Source organism: Anaerolineales bacterium (assembly GCA_016928575.1).
Lineage (GTDB): Bacteria > Chloroflexota > Anaerolineae > Anaerolineales > RBG-16-64-43 > JAFGKK01.
In genome coordinates, this window is record JAFGKK010000002.1 from 110,704 (window position 1) to 131,962 (window position 21,259).

Consider the following 21,259-nt stretch of genomic DNA (forward strand, 5'->3'; position numbering starts at 1 on the left):
CGATGATCGAATATAAAAGCGGCGACATTTTGAACAGCAAGGCCGACGCGCTCGTCAACAGCGTCAATTGCGTCGGCGTGATGGGGCGCGGAATCGCGTTGCAGTTCAAAACCGCCTATCCGGACAACTTCAAAGCGTATGCCGCGGCCTGCAAACGGGAGGAAATTCAGCCCGGCCGCATGTTTGTCTTTGAAACCGGCCGGATAGACCCTCCGCGGTTCATTATCAATTTCCCCACCAAACGCCACTGGCGGGGTAAGAGCCGGATCGAAGATATCGAAGCCGGATTGACGGCGCTTGCGGGAGTCATTCGTTCCAAGGGTATTCATTCGATTGCGATCCCGCCCTTGGGGGCCGGTCTGGGCGGGCTGGATTGGGCCAGCGAGGTGCGGCCGCGCATCGAGCAAGCATTGAGTCCGCTGACCGATGTGACCGTTCTCATTTATAAGCCGGAAGGGGCGCCGGCGTCGGACGTCATGAAGCACCGCCGTGATGTGCCAAAAATGACTCCCGGCCGGGCCGCCTTGGTGGGATTGATGTCCCGCTATCTCGGCGGTCTGCTCGATCCTTTCATTACTCTTCTGGAATTGCATAAACTGATGTATTTTATGCAGGAGGCCGGAGAGCCTTTACAGCTTCGATATAAGCAAGGTCTCTTTGGCCCGTATGCGGAAAATTTACGCCACGTTTTGCATGAAATCGACGGGTACATGGTCGCCGGATACAACAACGGCGGCGACGCGCCCCATAAGCAATTAACTCTTGTGCCCGGGGCGGTGGCGGATGCCGAAACTATCCTGAATGAGCATGAGGATACACGCGTTCGTTTCGACCGGGTGGCTTCGCTGGTGGATGGTTTCGAATCGCCGTTTGGATTGGAATTGCTTTCCACCGTCCATTGGGTGATGAAGAACGAGCCGGTGCGTTCGCAGGAGGAGGTAGTCGATCGCACCTATTCGTGGAACGAGCGCAAGCGTCAGTTTACCCCCCGTCAAATAAAAATCGCAGCGGAGACCCTCATGGAAAAGGAATGGGTGTCTCCCCTGCCTGGGCAAATCTCGCAGTGAGCGTCACCGACATCTCCGAACGCGGCCTCGAAAGTCTGATCTGCGCGGCGTTGACCGGCTCGCCGTGTCTGTCCGCCGAAGGCTCGGCGATGGCGGGCGAAACGGGAGACGCCCAAGCTGTCCATGAACGGCCGGCGGCCTACGGAGCCGGATGGATCTGCGGCGATCCGGAAGCCTACGACCGCGAATATTGCGTCGACCTCGCCCAATTATCGGCTTTCCTGAACGCGACCCAGCCGGAAACCGCCGACGCGCTCGAACTCGGCCGCGACGGCCCTGCGCGCCGCTCGTTCCTGGCGCGGTTGCAGGGCGAAATCAGCAAGCGCGGAACCATCGACGTCTTACGCAACGGCATTAAGCACGGACCGCACCACATCGACCTGTTTTTCGGAACCCCCTCGCCGGGCAACGCCAAAGCTGCCGAGCGCTTTGCCGCGGACCGTTTCAGCGTCACCCGCCAGTTGCGCTACAGCCGGGATGAAACCCAGCATTCGCTCGACCTGTGCCTATTCATTAACGGTCTGCCCGTCGCCACCTTCGAACTGAAGAACAGCCTGACCAAGCAAACGGTCGAGGACGCCATCCAGCAGTACCAGCGCGACCGCGATCCGCGCGAGAGGCTCTTCGAGTTCGGGCGCTGCGTGGCGCATTTCGCCGTGGACGACCATGAAGTGCGTTTCTGCACCCACCTCGCCGGCAAGAGCGCCTGGTTCCTGCCTTTCAACCGGGGCTGGAACGACGGCGCAGGCAATCCACCCAATCCGGACGGCTTGAAAACCGACTACCTCTGGAAGCGAATCCTCACCCGCGACGGCCTCACAGACATTCTCGAAAACTACGCGCAGATCATCGAAACCAAGGACCCGAAGTCCGGTAAGAAAAAAGCGGTTCAAATCTGGCCGCGGTTCCATCAGCTCGACGTGGTGCGCAAACTGCTCGCCGACATCCGGGAAGCCGGCGCCGGCCGGCGCTACCTGGTCCATCACTCGGCGGGGAGCGGAAAATCCAACTCCATCGCCTGGCTGGCGCACCAGCTGATCGGCTTGAAAAAGAACGACGCCGCTGTCTTCGATTCGATCATCGTCGTCACCGACCGGATCCTCCTCGACCAGCAGATCCGCGACACGATCAAACAATTCGCCCAGGTCAGCGCCACGGTCGGCCATGCCGAGCGTTCGGGGGACCTGCGCAAGTTCATCGCCGAGGGAAAGAAGATCATCATCACCACGGTGCAGAAGTTCCCCTTTATTCTCGATGAGATCGGCAGCGAGCATCGCGGGCGGAAATTCGCGATCATCATCGACGAGGCGCACTCCAGCCAGGGCGGCCGCACCTCGGCGGCGTTGTCGATGGCGCTCTCCGCGGCCGGAGCCGAGGACGAAGACGAAACGCTGGAAGACAAGATCAACCGGTTGATGGAATCCAAGAAGCTGCTGCCCAACGCCAGCTACTTCGCCTTCACGGCCACGCCCAAGAACAAGACGCTCGAGATTTTCGGCGAGCCCGAGCCGCAGCCGGACGGCAAGGTCAAGCACCGGCCGTTCCACAGCTATACGATGAAGCAAGCCATCCAGGAGGGTTTCATCCTGGATGTGCTTAAGTATTACACGCCGGTGGACAGCTACTACAAGCTGGTCAAGAAAATCGAGGGCGACCCCGAATTCGACACCAAACGGGCGAAGAAAAAACTGCGCCGCTACGTCGAAAGCCACGAACACGCCATCCGGCTCAAAGCCGAGATCATGGTCGACCACTTCCACGAGCAAGTTTTGGCGCTGAATAAAATCGGCGGCGAGGCGCGGGCGATGGTCGTGACGAGCGGCATCGAGCGCGCAATACAGTACTTCCACGCCATCCGCGACTACCTGGCCGAGCGCAAGAGCCGTTACCGGGCGATTGTGGCGTTTTCGGGCGAGCACGAATACGGCGGGGTCAAGGTCACTGAGGCGTCTCTCAACGGTTTCCCTTCCAGCCAAATCGCCGACAAAATTCAGGAGGATCCGTATCGTTTTCTGATCTGCGCCGATAAATTCCAGACCGGATACGACGAACCGCTTCTGCACACGATGTACGTGGATAAGGTGCTTTCCGGGATCAAGGCCGTGCAGACCCTTTCGCGCCTCAACCGGGCGCATCCGAAGAAGCACGACGTGTTCGTGCTCGACTTCATGAACGACTCCGACACGATCCAGTTGGCGTTCTCCGACTACTACCGGACGACGATTCTGGCGGAGGAGACCGATCCCAACAAACTGCACGACCTGAAGGCATCACTCGACGATTATCAGGTCTATGCACCCGTGCAGGTGGAAGAGCTCGTAGCGCTCTATCTGGGCGGCGCCGACCGCGACCGGCTCGACCCGATCCTCGACGCCAGCGTCGCGGAATACCGGGGGCGGCTGAACGAGGACGGGCAGGTCGATTTCAAGGGAAAGGCCAAAGCCTTCCTGCGGACATACGGATTCCTATCCTCGATCCTGCCGTATACCAATGCCGATTGGGAAAAGCTTTCAATCTTCTTAACATTCCTGGTTCCCAAATTACCGGCGCCGGTGGAAGAAGACCTCGCGCGTGGGATCCTCGAAGCGATCGACATGGACAGTTATCGAGTGGAAAAACAGGCGGCCATCCGGATCCAGCTTCCCGACGCTGACGCGGAGATTGGCCCGGTCCCCGCGCTCGGCGGCGGCCACCTGCCCGAACCCGAACTCGACCGGCTTTCCAACATCATCAAAGCCTTCAATGACCAATTCGGGAACATCCCCTGGTCCGATGCCGACCGGGTACACAAGCTGATCACCGAGGACATCCCCAGCCGGGTCGCTGCGGACAAGGCGTACCAAAATGCGCGACTGAATTCCGACAGACAAAACGCCCGGATCGAGCACGACAAGGCGCTCGCCCGGGTGATGACGACGGTGCTGAGGGACGACACCGAGTTGTTCAAACAGTTCATGGATAATGAGGGATTCCGGCGCTGGCTGACGGATACGGTGTTCGGGCTGACGTATGAATCCCCAAGACCATAGACGGAGTAACATGCCGGAATTTTCAGACTGAGCGGCAGGCAAGGACCGAGATGCACAGAGCATCAAACAGCCGGAAGGGTTACTTCTGATGAAATATTACCCGCGTCTCGCTAACCCATAAATGGATTAGGTTGACGCAACACCGGCTCGTTATCGGGGGGGGGGTGAACGATGAGGAATTGGATTTCATCGCCAAATATGATGCCCGATAACGAATGGGAGCCGAAATAGACGAGGGGAAGCAGTGTCCGAAAAAGAATATATTCTATTCTGCGACGAGTCCGATAAGCGCGGCAAATACTATTCCAATTTCTATGGCGGAGTCCTGGTAGGTGCATCATAATATCAACGCGTTTCAAGGCGCCTTGGAGAAGTTAAAACCGGTCAAAATCTGTTTGGCGAGATCAAATGGGAGAAAGTCACCGATCGGTATCTTGAAAAATACAAACGGCTTATCCATGCGTTCTTCGAAGAGATCTCCAGGGGGAATCTCCGTGTTCGGGTAATGTTCCACCAGAATGCGAATCGGCCGCGGGCTTTGGCGCGCATGCAAGTGGAATTCGAATACTTTCTACTCTATTACCAGTTCATCAAACATGCCTTCGGGCTGGAATTCGCGCCGGGCCCAATCCGGATGCGCCTGTATTTTGATACCTTCCCCGACACCGAGGAAAAAACCGCGCAGTTCAAGGGCTATCTGCTGGGCCTGACAAAAACAAAAAGATGGCGCACCGTCGACATCCAGCGCGAGGATATCACGGAAGTGCGCACCCGCAACCATGTCCTCCTGCAATGCCTGGATATCGTATTTGGTTCCATGTCATTCCGTTTAAACGATAAGCACAAGGAAAAACTGGCTGATTCGAGCCGGCGGAGAAAACGCACGATCGCAAAGGAACAACTTTACCGCTTTATCTTGGCGGAAATTGGGAAAATACATCCGAGGTTCAACATTGGCATTAGCACCAGCTTGCATGGAGATGCCAACCGACAGTGGAGTGATCCCTATCTGCATTGGAATTTCGTTCCCGCGGATGGAGTGTTCGAATCTACGCTTACCAAACCGCGGAGAAAGGGGAAAAAAGAAAACCCCATCTGACCTACATATGTATCTGGCGCATAACGTCAGACTTCGGTCAGACAGGGTTTCATTTACGTAGTAAATATAGCATAATAAATAGGTTCTGTCCATAAACGCATTGTTTTTGGCTGGTGTAAAGGCAGATTCCTGAACTTGCGCATGATTGAACGAAGGGGGAAAACGGGCATAAATCCAAAAGCGATTATCAAGAATAGGCCTGATCGGACAGATAATTGACGCATCAATAATCACTGGAGGGGACCATGCACATCATCGCCAATCGCTGGAAAAACCTGACCGATGGGTATCGATCCGCGCAGGATTCATCTGCCACGCTCGACCGCAAATGGGCCGGGGAACTGAAGGAAGTAAACAAAGACCTAAATCCATACCTCGCACAAAGCATCTCGAAGCAGAAAGAATACCTCCGCCTCGCAATCGGTTCGTTATTGGCAAGCCTGACCGTTATTCTGGCCGTGGTAACCCTGCCGCTCTCCATATACTTCTACATCCGGTACCGGTTGCTGAAGCGTGATAATGACAGGCTGTCACACCCCCCGTCTCCCGACATCATGCCCCGATGGTGGAGGGCCGTCGAGTCCGGATTTGCGGCGATCGAAAAAGACGGCGATATCGGGGAGGTGGAACTGATCCGCAGCCTCGCCTTCCGTTTGCCCGATACCCATATGGCCATCCGGGGCTTGCTGGTGGATATGAGCCTCGACGTCGATGTGTTGATCCTGGGCGATTCCGGCGCCTGGAACCTCGAGAGCAAGTATTGGAGCGGGGCGCTTTCCTTCAAGAACGGCCGCTGGTCGAGGATCAAATCCTACTACGCCCGGGGAGGCATACCGGTGAACGAACGCCAGGACATGGAGAAGGGATTCGACGCCCAGTGGCAGCGTGAAACCAAGGAACTTGGCCGGACCCTGGAAAGACGGGCGGCGAAGGCCGGCGCGGAGCTGGCCGGTCACATCAAGGGGGGCCTGGTATTCACCCATCCCGACGTGAGATTGGCGATCGATCCGGATTGTCCGGTGAAGTGCGGGAAGACGGATTATTGGATAAAGAGGATTCTTGAAAGCCCGGCCGTCATCCGGCTGGATACCCGGTCGCAACTGGAAACGCTGGACGCGCTGATCGATTATTCGGACAAATGCCAGGCGCAGAACAGACTATCCGCTGTGGACCCGGTGAAAAAAATCGCCGCAAAGACCGACTCGGAGATCACCGGTTATCTAAAATTCGCCAAGCAATGGCTGGCCAAGGCGAAGGATACGGCGCACAGCGAAGCCAAGGCGCCGGCGGGTCCTGCCAAGGCCGCACCTGTTGCGTCGCCCGCAAAAACACCACCGGTAGTAAAACCGGTTTCTCCAAAAAGGAACCATCGGTGGCTGTTGGGATTGGCCGCCGCGGCCATCATCGCGGGAGCGGCGCTCTGCGGCTTGCTGGTCATCCCGGCGGCCGGGATTAACGCGCCCGAAGCCTGCGCCTACGAAACGACCATGATCTACGACCAGCCGATATCCAAGGCGCACACCAGCGGAGAGCTTGAGAAAAAGGAATGCGTCCGGATCGACGCGAAAACAACAAGCGGGTGGGGGAGGATCACCGGATTGACCGTATACCGCGGAAAATGGGTTTACCTGGGCGTGTTCACCTACGATCCAAAAGAGATATCCAAGCTGCCGATTGTAAAACCCAAGCAGTGATTGGAGTTCCCGTTGAAACCCATGCAAACGATCCTGTCCCTGACCCATGGTTGGAATCTACCGCGAGACGAAAAAGACGCGGAAAGGCTCATCTCCGCCTATTATGAACTATCCACGGCCGAAGGTAAGAAACTGGCGCAAAAGGTTCTCCATTCCAAAGATGAAAAAACCTGTGAAATAATACTCCTCAACCTTTCCCTGTTGGTTCCCGGTTCTCTGGAAGGCCATTATCCTGAAATCATCGAACGCAGGTTTTTCGATTGGTATGAGTATTTCCGGTATGCGGAACCTGATGTCCGGGAGATGATCATAAAAAGGATCCGGTCCGAAAAAGAACCGAAGATGAAACGGGGGTTGATTTATGCCTTGGCTTGGATCGGGGATATTCCTGCGCAAAAGGAACTGGCCGCCATGGCCGATCAGAATGTGGATTGGGGGAGTCCGGAGGCGGAAAAACTCGCGCCCACGATTTCGCACCTCATTCCCATGGCCGGTTGGGAATTGACGGGAAAGGGCGAGCGCAGGGATCTCTATCTGCCGACGGCGTACGACTTGGACTTGATCGATCGTGAACCGACCGAGATTACTCGGGGATCCTGTCCGTGGTGCGGAACGGAGTTGAAACCGACATTCGAATTTGATCTTTCGGACGAAAGAACCAGGGAAATCGGACTTGACGGCGGGAAGATAATTCTCGGCATGTGCACGCGCTGCGTGCAGTACGCAGCGATCTTCACCGAATTGGATGCACAAGGCGGCTTCCGGTGGAGCCCGCACAATGAGAAACCCTCCAACCTTCCGGAGGCCTTTCCCGATCCGGATGAAATCGGAGCGTTCTGGTCGATGAACCGGATCCGGATCGGCAAACAAAGACGTTCCCCGTACGAGAGAGTGGCCTGGTTACCGACCGGAATGGAGCGATTCGGAGGCTTTCCGGGTTGGGTGCAATGGCCGGAATACCCGGTTTGCCCATCCTGCAAGCGCAGGATGGTTTGCTTAGCGCATGTGGATTATGCTTCGACCGGGCAAGCCTCCGGTGTGGCGTATGGCTTTCTCTGCAAGGAATGCCTGATGGGGGCGGTGAATATGCAGTGCGATTAGCAGGCGGGAATTAGATTGCGTGATAGTAATACTGATAGAAATGGGCTTTACCTACAGACGAAAAACATCGTTTCAGGAAAATAATTATATAATGATATTCTGTGAGGACTATCAGCCTGAAAAACCAGTAGAGAATAAGGGATAAATTAAATGGATTCATTCAATATGTATCTTGCACTCATGAAAGAGCGCCCCGAGCTTTTTAAGAATACCGGAGAGAAGAATGAGATTAAAATCATCCACAATCCGGAACGAATTCTTGCTGAGCAAGAGAAAATTAAGGCCGAGTTGCGTTCTAAAGGATTACCCGAGTATTGGATAGAAATTGGTGTTTTATCTGAGGATGAATGGTTCTGGACAGTACGCGATATGGTTGAGTTTCCGAATGGTTTCGTTTGGGGGTATATCCGCCAAATAAACCGAAAAGTACAAGATGGGGGATTCGGAGTCATATTGTTATGTGCAAGAGAAGGGCAATTATTAATGATTAAAAAATTCCGGCATGAAGAACGGGGTTGGAGTTGGGAATTTCCTCGTGGCTTTGGCGATCCTAAACTAACGGCAAATGAAAACGCTCAGAAGGAATTACTAGAGGAAACAGGGCTTGTAGAAAAAAAGTTGGAAATGCTTGCGGAAATAAAGGAAGGCAAAGGTGGATTGTCTGTATTCCTTGCAAGGATAGAATCCGATCAGAAGATTGTCAAGGATGACGTAGAAGGTATTGGTGAATATATATGGGTGTCAGAAAAGGATATTGAAAAATTAATCCTGGAAGGAAAGATAAAAGATTGGTTTTCATTGTGGGCTTTTATTTTAGCAAGAAGTAGAAAGATATTCTAGAAGGGATCAATGCTATGCCGGGAAAAAAGAATGCTGATAATACATTTGTTGAAGCGCTTGACACCGTATTTCAGATTAGAAATCCTGACAGGGATGCTCGGCGGGTAAGTCGTTTATTGACCGGCAGTATCCTCTATTCAAGAGGATTGGCTTTTTCAGATACTATGCTGATCGATAACCTTGGATTACGTCGACTATTTAGGAAGAACTCAGCCTTTAGGGAGTTAATATCACAAATCGGTGTTGCGGGAATTCGCAATGGTTCAGACAACCTGCTAAGCGTTGTTGAAAAGCAGATAAAGTCGGGGATGATATTTTCCTCCTTCCCAGAACAGTTGCGAAATAAAGTAAAAAATAACAAGTTAGATGAAGTAACAATTACCCCGGACGAAGTATTTTCTAAAGAGCCTGAATATTACCGATATATTGAAGCCCTAGATAATGCCCTAAATAGGACAAATAATAAATTTACAGCTTCTTGGGAAGTATATGAAACAGTGCTTAAGCGATTAATTGATAAAGAGAAATTACAACTAGCTGATAAGGGTGCTATTTATATATTGGACGGATTAATAGATAGAACACGGATCTATGCGGCTAGTAAAGGTAGAAAACGTATAGATCGATCGGATTATTACAAAGTAGTCAGGCAAGGAATTGGATTGGAATATCCAGGCCCCGATAATTCTCAACAAATAGTAATAGAATTCTTTGTGGATCGGGCATACCGCGAGAACTTCTGGATGAATAACAACGTATCCATTGTTTCCTTTACATCGAAAAAGGGGGCCGAATTATTTAAATCGGCGTTCCCTGAGCGCGAAAAGATGCTTAGGTATATGGATTTAAATAATAGTAAAATAATAAAATTACCTTCTATAGAGATCGATACAAAGGCGATAATCTCACTAGATCAATTGGATTTTGATTTTCATATAGGCCTTCGAGAAGAAAATATTTCTCTAGATTATCTAGATACTATATATAAAGCAGAAGATGACGGGGAAGCAAAAACTGTATTGCGTGAATATTGGTTATATATTGATAGCAAGATAGCCGAATATTACAAAAAGAAGAAAAAACCACAATTACTTAAGAATGGAAAAATGGCGATAGAAATTGTTGCCATTACAGCAGAAGGGCTCAATCTCTATTCTGCATTACGTGCATATCAACAACTGTCGCCAAACTTAACTATATTACTTAGCGCCGCTGGAGCTGTATTAATAGTGGAATTAGTCAAAACACTATATGGCAAGATCGAAGAAACAGAAAGGGATAAACAAACAAAAACAGAACAAGACTTAAAAAAATATTTCAGGGATGTAATTATCGAGGATGAATAAATGTGACAATAAAAAAATAATTATTTCTCATCAGCCCCCCCCGTCACTGCCCTTTCCTCACCCCCGACCCCAACAACCCCTTTCCCCTCTCCTGACATATGTCAGGAGAGGGGAAAGGGGACAGGGGATAGGGGTGAGGATGGAAAAGAGCAGGATTTCATTTCAATATTACTGAGGCTGAGCAGATGCAAATAATCTACGAATAATGATTAATTATATCGCGGGGCGTATAATATTCCTTCTTAATACGCTTAACCAACTCATGGAGCATCTCCGAAAACTTCTCGTTGGGGACGTTTTCAAGGACGGTTGCGGAACTCTCCTGCACATCACCCTTCGAAAACAGCCCCGCAATCAGCTTCCCAACCTCCTCCGGCGACAGCATGGCATAGGCATCATCCGTCGTCCGGATGTCGGCGCGGATCATGTTCTCCGGCAACGCCTTATCGTCCGCCATCGTCCCGGCCCGCAGGAGGCCGAAGACGGCGCGGCCGTGGCGGACCTTACGCGTGAACCGGGGCGCCGGAGCGACGCGGCGATCGCGGGAGCAGGGCGGCTTCCGGCGCCGGATCGGATTCGCGACCGCCGCGCCATGGTAAAATGAAGGCGGAATTCATCGCCGCAATAATATCCGTATCCGTCCAGCCCATACGTTTCCGCAACCTGCCGCCGTCAAAGAAGACGGCCTTCTTTCCCCTCCTCCGGGCTTCCGCCTTTTTTCTTTGTTCCGCAAGCCGGCGGCGGGGGAAAAGCTTCCGAACGGCGGGCCCGGGCGCTTTTCCGGGAAGAAAGGTCCAGTTGAGCCGAGGGAAGCGGCGGGATGCCTGGCGGAGGCGGCTGGACCGGAATCCTGACCCGGCGCGACGGATGAAAGGAGAAAAGGACCATGAGCGGGAAACCGATCTGCATCACCGAAAAGGACTTGGGGCGGTTGAAAAAATTAATCCTGGATTCCGACACCACCGAATACCGCAAGAGCCCGTACCTGGAGCGGCTCAAAGAGGAGCTCGAGCGGGCGGCTGTCGTCCCGGCCGGGGAGATACCCAACAGCGTGGTGACCATGAACTCGACGGTCTGCCTGGAAGACCTGGATACCGGGGAGGAGGAAACCTACACCTTGGTCTTCCCGGACCAGGCCGATCTCAAGCTGGGGAAGGTATCGATCCTGGCTCCGATCGGCACCGCCATGCTGGGATACGAGACGGGGGATGTGTTCGAGTGGGAGGTCCCTTCAGGCAAGCGCAAACTGCGCGTGAAAAAGGTCCTCTATCAGCCGGAAGCCGCGGGGGATTTCCATTTGTAGTACCCGTCGCCGTGGCTGTTAACCGAAGGCTCTCTGGAAGGATCATGCATTCCGAAGGACCGCCGGCGGTTTTCGGCCTGAGTACCCCCCGGCGCGATCAAGACGCTTCCTTCCCGAGTCGGAGGGCGCGTTTTCGCCTTGTTTCCCCGGAGGCGGAATCCTCCGTTAATTCCTCGGCGGGATCGGAAGGGCTTGCGCGATATCCGCCGGTCTGTGTGTAGCGACGGCGCTGACGGACTCGGGCGCGGCGGACCTCGGACGGATGGATTTCTTTGCCCCGCGGCGTACATACTCCCGCCCCCGTTGTTTATAATATCCTCCGCGCGGTTCAAGATCATCCTTCACGCCGTTTGGCTGTCCGAAACCGCCCGTTGCGGCGCGCGCCCGGCGCTGTGGGCGGAGTGCGGCCGGAAAGCGGAACGGGTTTTCATCGGAGGCCGGCCCCCGATACGAACGCTCGGGGGCTTGTTTTTTTAATTCCGCTTGCTCCGGCCCGGCCCGGCTACAGGATCCACCTGCGGTAGATGTTGCGCAGGCTGGCCAGGAACAATCCAACGCCGAACAGCGCGATCAGCCCGAAGGAAAGCGGATACGCCAGCGCGTTCTCGCCGCGGATCGCGCCGTGCAGGATGTCCACGCCGTAGGTCAGCGGCAGCAGGTAGGAAAGCGGCTGCAGATAGACGGGCAGCGAGGCGACCGGCAGGAACAGCCCGCACAGGAAGATCATCGGGAAGCGGAAGAAGTTCGAGAAGGTCTGGGCCTCGAACACTTCGCTGACCGAGACGGCGATGAACAGGCCCAGGAAGGTGGAGGCCAGCGCGATCAGGATCACCGCCGCCAGCGCCAGCGGCCAATCCACGCCGGTAAGGTCGGTCAGCAGGGCGGCCAGCAGGGCCGGGATGAAGGCGTTGAGGATCCCGAAGAAAACCGCGCCGCCGGTTTTGGCCAGCATGAGCAGCCAGAGCGGAATGGGCGCGAGCAGCAGGCGTTCGAAGGATCGGTGCTTCTTTTCGAAGGTGACGGTGACGGACAGCATCGAGGTGGTGCCGAACAGGATCGAGACCGCCATCATCCCGGGCAGGATCGAGCGGATGTTCTCTGGCCCCGTGCCGGAACGGAGGAAGAACATCCCCGCCCAGGCGAGCGGGAAGATCAACCCCCAGCTGATGTTGGGCGGCTTGAGGTAATAGGCGCGCATATCTTTCCAGAGGATGTTCCAGAACGCGATCCAGCGCTTCATTCTCCGCCTCCTCCGCCCTTTTCCTTTTCCTTCCGCATCGACTCCGCCTGCAGGCCCGTCACGCGCACGAACACCTCTTCCAGCGAAGGGTGCAGGCGGCGGGCCTCGGTCACATCCAGCCCGCGCTCCGCCAGGTAGTCCACCAGCGGGGCCAGCGGAATGGCGGCCGCGGCTTCGATGCGCACTCCGCCGTCGCCGTCGGCCGTGACGCCGTATTCCGGAAACGCCTCCGCCAGCCGCGCGCAGAGCGCACCGTCCGCTCCCGGGACGGTCAGAACCAGCAGGTGCTTGTTCTGCAGAGGCTGGAGCAGGCGCGGCACGCTGTCCTCGAGGACGATCCGGCCGCCGACGAGGAAGGCGATCCGGTCGCACAGCCGTTCCGCTTCTTCGATATAGTGGGTGGTCAGGAAAACGGTCGTCCCGTCCCTGCGCAGGTCCCGGATCCGCCCGCGGATCCGGCGGGCGCTGGCGACGTCGATCCCGGTGGTGGGCTCGTCGAGGAAGAGTATGGACGGGCGGTGGATCAGCCCGGCGGCGATCGTCAGTTTGCGCCGCATCCCCCGCGAGTAGCCGGCGACCTTGCGCCCGGCCGCCCCGGCCAGGTCGAAGGCCTCAAGCAGTCCGCGCGCACCCGTCCGGCGCTCTTCTTTGCGCATCCCGTAGAGGGCGGCGCAGAAGCACAGGTTCTCGAAGCCGCTGAGCTCCGGGTAGAGGTTGCTCTCGTCGGGGACGACGCCGATCAGGTGCTGGGCCGCCTTCGGGTCGCGGCTGCAATCCAATCCGGCGATGCGGACCGTGCCCGAATCCGGGCGGGCCAGGCCGGTGAGGATGTTGATCGTCGTGGTCTTGCCGGCCCCGTTCGGCCCCAGCAAACCGAAGATCTCCCCGCGGTTGACCTGGAAGGAGATGCCGTCGACCGCGGTGATTTGTGCGAACCGCTTGACCAGCCCCGAAACGGAGATAATCGGTTCGTTTGCGGCCGGCGGAGGCGCGGCGTTCCTGCCGGCGGTCATGTTTCCGTCTCCGCCGGCCGCGAGTCCGCGGCGGCCTCTTCCTTCCCGGCCCGTCCGCAGGGGCGGGGCGATGTTCCCGCAAAGCGGCGGCCGGCACGCGGCGCGCCGCCGCTCCGGTGACTGCGGCCGACGCATTTTCCTTCGGGCATGATGGATCCTCCTCAATACGCATGGATGGGATGGGCCGGCATCCGGCGGATCACTTCTTTCCGCGGCGGTCCGGGCAGCCGCCCTTCCACGCCGCCGGCGACTTGGGCAGTCCCACCCGCTTCAGCCGCGCCGCGGCGCGGATCAGGCCGAGCAGCCTCGGGTCGGCCAGCCGGTAGTGGACGAAGCGGTTCTGCCGCCGGGCGCAGACGACCCCGGCCCGGCGCAAGGCCATCAATTGCTGGGAGATGTGGGATTGGGATCCGCCCAGCAGGGTTTGCAGCCGGTGGACGCAGATCTCCCGGTTGCCGATCGCCAGAAGGATCGCCAGCCGCGAGGGGTGGGAGATGGTTTTCAGGACCGAAGCAACCTGCCTCATGCCGCCGGAGGGCTTCATGTCAGACACCGCGGAAACGCATCGGAATATATTTGGTTTTTCAAATGTATTATACCGCGGCACGGGAAAAACTAATCCGTGAAACCACCCGGCGTTCCCCATTCCCGCTTGCGCGGGGGCAAGGGCGCCGCGGCCGGCGCCTCGGTTCCGCCGAGCCGCCGGAACAAAAAAATGGTAGAATGCTGTCGTGCGTTGCGCGGCCAGCCCCCCTCTGGTCGCCGGCGCACATTTCTTATCGGCATCCGGCGGCGCCGTGAGAAAACCTTCACCGCGCCGGTCTTCCGCCGGCTGCCTCCCTTTTTTCCGGCGGGGATTTCCCGCTCTCTTTTTTATGATATCCTTCGCGCGATCCCAATGATCATCCTTCACGCCGTTTGGCTGCCCGAAACCGCCCGCTGCGGCGCTCGACTCGCGCTGTGGGCGGAAACCGGCCGGGGCGCGGGCGCGCCCCGCCGTGTCCGCGGAAAGGCGCATCCGTTCGCCGCGCCGGCCCGCGCCATCGAGGAGCTTCTTCCGGGCGCGTCCGCCGGGCCGAATGCCCGGGCGGGCAAGATCACGCTCCTGCTTCCTTCCTGCGGCCGCGTCCCTCAGCCCTCGCGGTCGCTCTTATGGGATGCCCCCGCATCCAAAAAAATCATTTTGCGCGAATGGGAAGTGCCGGCGCTGCTCTTCGAACCGGCCGCGGCGCCGATCGTCCTCACCGGCCTGGCCGCGCGGGAGGACGGAGGGCGGCGGACCGAGCCCGGCGCCGACGCGCGCTTCTGGCGCGCCGCCGCCCGCTTCGCGCTCGAACTGCTCGCCGGCCAGCGCTTCCGGCCCGTCCTATTAAAAGAAGACGGTCGGTGGTCCGCCCGCTGGCGGCCGATACTCGATTCGCCCGATGAGCAAGCCCGTCTGGAATCCCTCGCCGCGGCGATGCCCTCCGCCGCCCGTTGCGCGATCCGCTCCGGGAAGGAGCCGCTTCCCGCGCGCGGACGGCGGGCGTTGCTCGCGGATTTCCTGGATGCGTCCGTCGATGCCTTCGTCCGCGTTACCGCACATCCGCCGCGTTTGAGTGCGGGCGTGCGCGCAACCCCCGCCGGGCGCTGGCTGGCCGCGCTTGCCGCGCCCGATTCCAATGCCGACCTGCCCGATGAATTCGTCGAAGACTACCGCGCCTGGGATAGGTTGGAGGAGCGGCGCGAGGGGGATTTCCGACTGTGCTTCCGGCTCGATCCGCCCGGGGCGAAAGAATCGGACGGAATGACCGTTCCCGATCCCCGCGCCCGCGATTGGAAATTGCGCTACTTCCTCCAGGCCGGCGACGACGTCAGCCTGCTCGTGCCCGCGTCCGAGGTGTGGCGGGCGCGCGGGTCCGCCCTAAGGTTCCTCAACCGCCGCTTCGATGCGCCGCAGGAGCGGATGCTCGCCGGCTTGGGAAGCGCCGCCCGCGTCTTCCCGCCGATTGAATCCAGCCTGCGCGCGGCGCGGCCCGAAGCCTGCCGGCTCGACGCGCAATCCGCGTATTCCTTCATCCGCGAAACCGCTCTGCTCCTGCAATCCTCCGGGTTCGGCGTGCTCCTGCCCGGCATCGGCGCGAAAGCCGGCCTGCGCCTCCGACTGCGGCCGGCCCGAAACGCGAAAGCGCCGGCGGGCGGAACGGGCGGGCTCTCGATGGCGAATGTGATCGCCTTCGATTGGGAGCTGGCCCTCGGCGGGCAGGTCCTCTCGCGCGAAGAGTTCGAGCGGCTGGCCGAATTGAAAATCCCCCTGGTGCGGATCCGCGGTCAATGGGCCGAGGTGCGGCCGGACCTGCTGGAAAAGGCATCCGCATTTTTATCAGCCCGGGAGGAGGGCGGAGGGCTCTCGCTGGCCGACGCGCTGCGGACCGCCCTCGCGCCCGAGACGGCCGGGCTGGCGGTGGAAAGCGTGCAGGCCGAGGGCTGGCTGGCGGAATTGCTCGGCAGGCTCGGCGGCGGGGAGAAGATGGAGCCGCTGGCGGCGCCGGCCGGGTTCGCGGGGACTCTGCGGCCGTATCAATCCGCCGGGCTCTCGTGGCTGGCGTTCCTCGGCCGGTTCGGGCTCGGCGCCTGCCTGGCGGACGACATGGGCCTGGGGAAGACTCCCCAGGCGATCGCCTACCTGTTGCACCGGCGTTCCGGCGGCGGCCGCCGCCCGCCCGCGCTCGTCGTCTGCCCGACCTCGGTGGTGGGCAACTGGGAGCATGAGCTGGCCCGGTTCGCCCCCGGGCTGAAGGTTCTCGTCCACCATGGGACCGGACGCGGGCGCGAATCCTTCGCCCGCGAGGCGGCCGGCCGCGACGTTGTCGTCACCTCTTATGCGCTGTTGCACCGCGATTCCGCCCGAATGCGGGAAGTGGAATGGGGCGAAGTGATCCTCGACGAGGCGCAGAACATCAAGAACCCCGGCACCCGCCAGGCCGCGGCCGCGCGGGCTCTGCGCGCCGGGCACCGCCTGGCGCTCACCGGCACGCCGCTCGAAAACCGGCTCGCCGAATTGTGGAGCATCTTCCAGTTCCTCAACCCGGGCTGGCTTGGGTCGCAGGAATCCTTCCAGCGCAGTTTTGCCCGGCCGATCGAACGGATGGGGGATTCCGAATCCGCCCGGCGCCTGAGGCTGTTATCCTCTCCGTTCATCCTCCGCCGGGTCAAAACCGACCGCAGCATTATCTCCGACCTCCCGCCCAAGAACGAAATGAAGGTGTTCTGCAGCCTGACCCGCGAGCAGGCGACTCTCTACCGGGCGGTGGTGGCGGATTCGCTCCGCGCGATCGAGGGCGCCGAGGGGATCGGCCGGAGGGGGGCGATCCTGGCCGCGCTGACCGCGATGAAGCAGGTGTGCAACCATCCGGCCCACTTCCTGGGCGACGGCAGCGCGCTCCCGGGCCGCTCCGGCAAGCTCGAGCGGTTAGTGGAGATGCTCGAGGAGGTTCTGGCGGTGGGGGAGCGGGCGCTGATCTTCACCCAGTTCGCCGAGATGGGCGGCCTGCTGCGGGCGCACCTGCAGGAAACGCTCGGCGCGGAAACGCTGTTCTTGTGCGGGGCGGTGCGGGCTGCGGAGCGGACGAAGATGATCGCGCGCTTCCAAGAGGATCCGCGCGGCCCGCCGCTGTTCGTCCTCTCGCTCAAGGCCGGCGGGACGGGAGTCAACCTGACCCGCGCCAACCACGTGTTCCACTTCGACCGCTGGTGGAACCCGGCGGTGGAGAACCAGGCCACCGACCGGGCCTTCCGCATCGGCCAGAGCCGCGCGGTGCAGGTCCACAAGCTGATGTGCGCCGGCACGGTGGAGGAGCGGATCGACGAAATGATCGAGCGCAAACGGAAATTGGCGGATGAGATCGTCGGCGCGGGCGAGGGTTGGATCACGGAGATGACGGCGGAACAACTGCGCGAGCTGTTCGTCCTGCGCGGCGGCGCGGCGGATTAACGGGAGGCGGCGGATGGGCTATTGGAACTGGTACCCCAAACCGAAACGCCGGCGCCCGGCGGACGGCATCCGCGCCAAGACGGCGCGCGGGGAATTCGGCGCCACCTGGTGGGCGGGGCGGTGGATCGCGGCGCTCAAGCGGCTGATGGATCCGGCGCGGCTTTCGCGCGGGCGGAGCTACGCGCGCAGCGGCCAGGTGCTCAACATCGACATCCGCCCCGGGCGCGTGGACGCCCGCGTGCAAGGGAGCCGCATGACCCCCTATACGGTGTCGATCCGGATCAAGCCGCTTTCCCCGCACGCTTGGAACGGCGTCGTCAAGGCTATGGCTTCGCAGGCCGCGTTCGCCGCCAAATTGCTTTCCGGCGAGATGCCGCAGGATATCGAAAAGGCGTTCCGCAAGGCGGGGGCGAGCCTGTTCCCGGCCGCGCGCGGCGACTTGGATACCGAATGCTCGTGCCCGGATTGGGCCAACCCCTGCAAGCACATCGCCGCGGTTTACTTCCTGCTCGGCGAGCGCTTCGACGAGGATCCGTTCCTGCTCTTCCGCCTGCGCGGCCGCACGCGGGAGCAGATCCTGGCGGCCTTGCGCGCCGCCCGCGCGGCGGGCGGCTCTACCCGGCGCGCGGGCAAGCCCTCCGCGCGCAAGCCGCGCGCCGCGGCCGAAAAGCCCGAACCGCTCACGGCGGAAGCGTTTTGGGAGGCGGCGGCCGAACCGGACGGCCTGCATTTCCACGCCCAGGCCCCGGAGGTGGATGCCGCGCCGGTCAAACGGCTCGGCGAGCCGCCTTTCCGAATCGGGCCGGGCGGCCTGGCGGCCTGGATGGAGAGGGTTTACCGTTCCGTCACCGAAGAAGCGCTGAGGGCTGCGGGCGGCGGGGAGGAGCGTTCCGGCGGGCGCGCGGCCGGGGGCTGATCCGGCGGGCGGGGGCCGGGGCGCTCTGCGGTTGATCCTACCTCGCAGGCGCCACGAACGCCGTCACCGCATCGGTCCGGGTCGTGCCCGTTCCGGCGGCCGTGGGGCTGCCGGCATTCGCATAAGGATTATGGTGATTAGATAATCCATTTATATTACCTTTTCATTTCCCTCAAAATGAACGATATAACATTCACATGCCATCGATCATGAATTGCCAACCATCATTTTACGCGTGGATTCTTATGCGTTGAGTAATCGTCCACGATTAGGTGGATGTACAAAGCCTGTGGCACATTTTCGTTAGTGTACCCTTCTTTCTGTAAAATCACTCAGGATACAAAAACGGTAGGTCTGGTGTATTCTTTCGGGTGACTAAACCAACGAAAGGATGGCACCATGACCTACCAACCCGATTGTACAATACCCGAGGATTTGCAGGCGAAACTCATCGAGCAGGGATTGGATTTCCTGCCTGAATTGTTCCGGATCCTGCTCAACAATGCAATGTTCAAAGCCACAAACAGCGTTGTGGTTCCATGCCGTTCATAATCGTGGGTAACCCCTTCAACATAGCCCAGTCGCATTGGAAGCATGGGCTGCGTGCGTTCCAGGGCTTGAATCTGGCTTTTTTCCGTCGACGCAAAGCACCACGACGTTCTCTGGAGGGCTTAGGTAAAGGCCCACGATATCCCGAACCTTTTCCACAAAAAATGGATCTGTGGAAAGTTTGAAGCTTTTTTGACGATGCGGTTGAAGGCCGAAGGCTTGCCGGATTCTATGAACCGTCGCGCGAGACAGACGGGTTTCCTTGGCAATCCCCCGGATGGTCCAATGGGTGCCATCCTTCGGTGTGCTCTGCAATGTCTTTCGTACAAGGGTGGCAACTTTTTCATCCGAAATACTTCGCGGTCGACCAGGTCGGAGCTCCTCATGCAAGCCATGGATGCCCTGTTGGAGAAACCGCCTTCGCCAAAGGCAAACCGACTGTTGGATGAGATTGAGTTATTCTGCGATACTGGTGTTCGACTGACCTTCCGCCGCCATCAGAACGATCCGGGCTCGGGTGACCAAGCCGTGGGGCAGAGATCTGGATTGTGCCGGTGCCAATAACTGCTTCCGATCTTGTTCTTCAAGGATGATTGGAGTCTTGGGTCTGCCTTTGACCATGGAATTCCCCCAGTTTAGTGGATGAATCCATGATATACGAGATCGGGTATATAAACAGGTTATTTATGAGAAATAATACTGGTAAAACGATCCCGGGCATTTTTTCTCTCCAACAATGGCCAAATTATTACGGAAATTGGTAGGGAAATGAGGAAGAATAGCAGACTAATTAGTAGGCAAAATATGAAAACTTCTTGAAAATTCCGATCCGTTACCGTGATTATTGGAAAAAGGGAGGATAGGAAAATGGTAACACCAATGCATAGCGAAAAAAAGGCTCCCTGTATGATGGATGGCAGGGATTTTATTTTCCAGATAAGTAGCATAAGCAAAAATGTGCCTGTGATGCAAGAAAATGATATAAATATGAAGATTACGATTGCCATCTCTTCCTCCTCATCAGCGGCCTTTATTTTTTTAAAACGTCTGGTGCCATGTTATATAAATCAGGATCTCTACTCATTATAGGACGGTTTTTTCAGAAGTCATTTTCATATTATCCTTTCTCAGTTGTTTACGGTGTGCGCTTCGACAATTTCAGCAATATCGGAGTCAGTAACAAGATAAAAACCACGGCGGCCATAGAGCACAATGTATAATCTTTCATAAAATATATTCCCAGGGTAGACAGCAAGAAACAGGTCAATGCAAATCCAAGGGCAGGTTTCTTTAAAATAACTGAATATACCGAGATCGTTCCCGTTATCACTGTACATATACCGATTAAGATCGTATTCCAGTTCGTCACGGGAAGAAGAGCCCAGAATATAATCCATGCGCAATACAGTAAAATAAAATATATTGGCCGCGCAATCGCCAACAGCATGAAGAGCAGCAATAATTTATTTATTGTAAAGTGATTTATCATATTCCCCCATAAGCATTGTATAGCTTCATTTTTTTTGTTCATTTGTAATAATAAAAAAATATGTCTGCCCAGAAAATCCTCTCGTATATCGTCTGAGATTTCCTTCCAACATTTCATCAGAGCTGATAATGCCTCGTCACTGTGTTTTTCCAAGAACAGGAACAAGGCTTTTTCCATTTTGATCGGTCCTTGAAACTCATTGGAAAAGCGTCTACTATTCTCTTCAATGACGGACTTGCCAGCATCAATCTGTTTATTTTCTTGCATAACTCGAATTCGAGAATAAAAAAGGCGAAAGGCAGACAAGTCATCCAAGTCCTCGATTTTCAGATCTTGATAAGCGGGAATGATCCGTTCCGCTTCCCGAATATTCCCAGTGCGTACATGACAGTAAAGAAAACCACATTTTGCTTCGATGGAATCAGGAAATGTTTCCAGCGCTTGAAGAAAATACTTCATCGCCCGCATGTAATCCCGTTTCCCGCATGTGTTTTCTGCTTTTTGTAATATATCTGACTCCCCTGAAAAAAGTGGTTTTTAAAATGCCAATTCCGGCTTTCGCATGAGAATCCAGGCGCGGAGCGAAAAAAAGAAAAAGGA

At 57.3% G+C, this 21,259-nt stretch carries 18 protein-coding genes; 12 read left to right on the forward strand and 6 right to left on the reverse strand.

Annotated elements, in window-relative coordinates; all coding sequences use genetic code 11:
• The first annotated feature begins 2 nt into the window (after positions 1-2).
• From JW929_00500 to JW929_00530, 7 genes are all read left to right on the forward strand, one after another.
• Positions 3-1,067, forward strand: a complete 1,065-nt coding sequence (locus JW929_00500; protein MBN1437862.1) for a macro domain-containing protein — start codon at positions 3-5, stop codon at positions 1,065-1,067.
• Positions 1,031-4,096, forward strand: a complete 3,066-nt coding sequence (locus tag JW929_00505; protein MBN1437863.1) for a type I restriction endonuclease subunit R — start codon at positions 1,031-1,033, stop codon at positions 4,094-4,096. Before JW929_00500 ends, JW929_00505 begins: the two co-directional genes overlap by 37 nt.
• A 547-nt stretch (positions 4,097-4,643) precedes the next feature.
• On the forward strand, positions 4,644-5,195 hold the full coding sequence (locus JW929_00510) for a hypothetical protein (GenBank protein MBN1437864.1): 552 nt from the start codon (positions 4,644-4,646) through the stop codon (positions 5,193-5,195).
• A gap of 245 nt (positions 5,196-5,440) precedes the next feature.
• Complete coding sequence (locus tag JW929_00515; protein MBN1437865.1) at positions 5,441-6,889, forward strand: hypothetical protein; 1,449 nt, start codon at positions 5,441-5,443, stop codon at positions 6,887-6,889.
• Between the two features lie 12 nt (positions 6,890-6,901).
• On the forward strand, positions 6,902-7,990 hold the full coding sequence (locus JW929_00520; protein ID MBN1437866.1) for a hypothetical protein: 1,089 nt from the start codon (positions 6,902-6,904) through the stop codon (positions 7,988-7,990).
• 150 nt (positions 7,991-8,140) lie between these two features.
• The gene (locus JW929_00525) at positions 8,141-8,830 is read left to right on the forward strand and encodes an NUDIX hydrolase (GenBank protein ID MBN1437867.1); all 690 of its coding nucleotides are present in this window, start codon (positions 8,141-8,143) and stop codon (positions 8,828-8,830) included.
• Positions 8,831-8,844: 14 nt separating this feature from the next.
• Positions 8,845-10,176: a hypothetical protein gene (locus JW929_00530; protein ID MBN1437868.1), complete on the forward strand. Its 1,332-nt coding sequence runs from the start codon at positions 8,845-8,847 to the stop codon at positions 10,174-10,176.
• Positions 10,177-10,372: 196 nt separating this feature from the next.
• On the opposite strand, the gene JW929_00535 is transcribed toward JW929_00530, so the two are convergent.
• Positions 10,373-10,633, reverse strand: a complete 261-nt coding sequence (locus JW929_00535; protein ID MBN1437869.1) for a hypothetical protein — start codon at positions 10,631-10,633, stop codon at positions 10,373-10,375.
• Positions 10,634-11,062: 429 nt separating this feature from the next.
• Here JW929_00535 and rnk point away from each other — a divergent pair, with 429 nt between their 5' ends.
• Positions 11,063-11,479, forward strand: a complete 417-nt coding sequence (gene rnk, locus JW929_00540) for a nucleoside diphosphate kinase regulator (protein MBN1437870.1) — start codon at positions 11,063-11,065, stop codon at positions 11,477-11,479.
• Positions 11,480-11,981: 502 nt separating this feature from the next.
• Here the strand turns inward: rnk and JW929_00545 are convergent.
• The 3 genes from JW929_00545 to JW929_00555 all read right to left on the reverse strand — a co-directional run bounded on the left by JW929_00545 (position 11,982) and on the right by JW929_00555 (position 14,276).
• Positions 11,982-12,719 (reverse strand): ABC transporter permease, encoded by a 738-nt coding sequence (locus JW929_00545; GenBank protein ID MBN1437871.1) that lies wholly within the window; start codon positions 12,717-12,719, stop codon positions 11,982-11,984.
• Positions 12,716-13,732 carry an ABC transporter ATP-binding protein gene (locus tag JW929_00550; GenBank protein MBN1437872.1) on the reverse strand — a complete coding sequence of 339 codons (1,017 nt, stop codon included), beginning with the start codon at positions 13,730-13,732 and terminating at the stop codon, positions 12,716-12,718. The genes JW929_00545 and JW929_00550 overlap by 4 nt, the downstream gene beginning before the upstream one ends.
• Before the next feature lie 199 nt (positions 13,733-13,931).
• Complete coding sequence (locus tag JW929_00555) at positions 13,932-14,276, reverse strand: helix-turn-helix transcriptional regulator (GenBank protein ID MBN1437873.1); 345 nt, start codon at positions 14,274-14,276, stop codon at positions 13,932-13,934.
• A 354-nt stretch (positions 14,277-14,630) separates the two neighbouring features.
• Here JW929_00555 and JW929_00560 point away from each other — a divergent pair, with 354 nt between their 5' ends.
• From JW929_00560 to JW929_00570, 3 genes are all read left to right on the forward strand, one after another.
• Positions 14,631-17,705, forward strand: a complete 3,075-nt coding sequence (locus tag JW929_00560; GenBank protein ID MBN1437874.1) for a DEAD/DEAH box helicase — start codon at positions 14,631-14,633, stop codon at positions 17,703-17,705.
• 13 nt (positions 17,706-17,718) lie between these two features.
• Complete coding sequence (locus JW929_00565; protein ID MBN1437875.1) at positions 17,719-18,621, forward strand: SWIM zinc finger family protein; 903 nt, start codon at positions 17,719-17,721, stop codon at positions 18,619-18,621.
• A gap of 399 nt (positions 18,622-19,020) precedes the next feature.
• Positions 19,021-19,173, forward strand: a complete 153-nt coding sequence (locus JW929_00570; protein ID MBN1437876.1) for a hypothetical protein — start codon at positions 19,021-19,023, stop codon at positions 19,171-19,173.
• A gap of 15 nt (positions 19,174-19,188) precedes the next feature.
• Here the strand turns inward: JW929_00570 and JW929_00575 are convergent, their stop codons facing one another.
• A complete protein-coding gene (locus tag JW929_00575; GenBank protein ID MBN1437877.1) occupies positions 19,189-19,617 on the reverse strand; it encodes a helix-turn-helix domain-containing protein in 429 nt (142 codons plus the stop codon).
• A gap of 420 nt (positions 19,618-20,037) precedes the next feature.
• Between JW929_00575 and JW929_00580 the strand changes: the two genes are divergently transcribed.
• Complete coding sequence (locus JW929_00580) at positions 20,038-20,259, forward strand: hypothetical protein (GenBank protein ID MBN1437878.1); 222 nt, start codon at positions 20,038-20,040, stop codon at positions 20,257-20,259.
• Between the two features lie 46 nt (positions 20,260-20,305).
• On the opposite strand, the gene JW929_00585 is transcribed toward JW929_00580, so the two are convergent.
• Positions 20,306-21,127 carry a hypothetical protein gene (locus JW929_00585; protein ID MBN1437879.1) on the reverse strand — a complete coding sequence of 274 codons (822 nt, stop codon included), beginning with the start codon at positions 21,125-21,127 and terminating at the stop codon, positions 20,306-20,308.
• Positions 21,128-21,259: the final 132 nt, after the last annotated feature.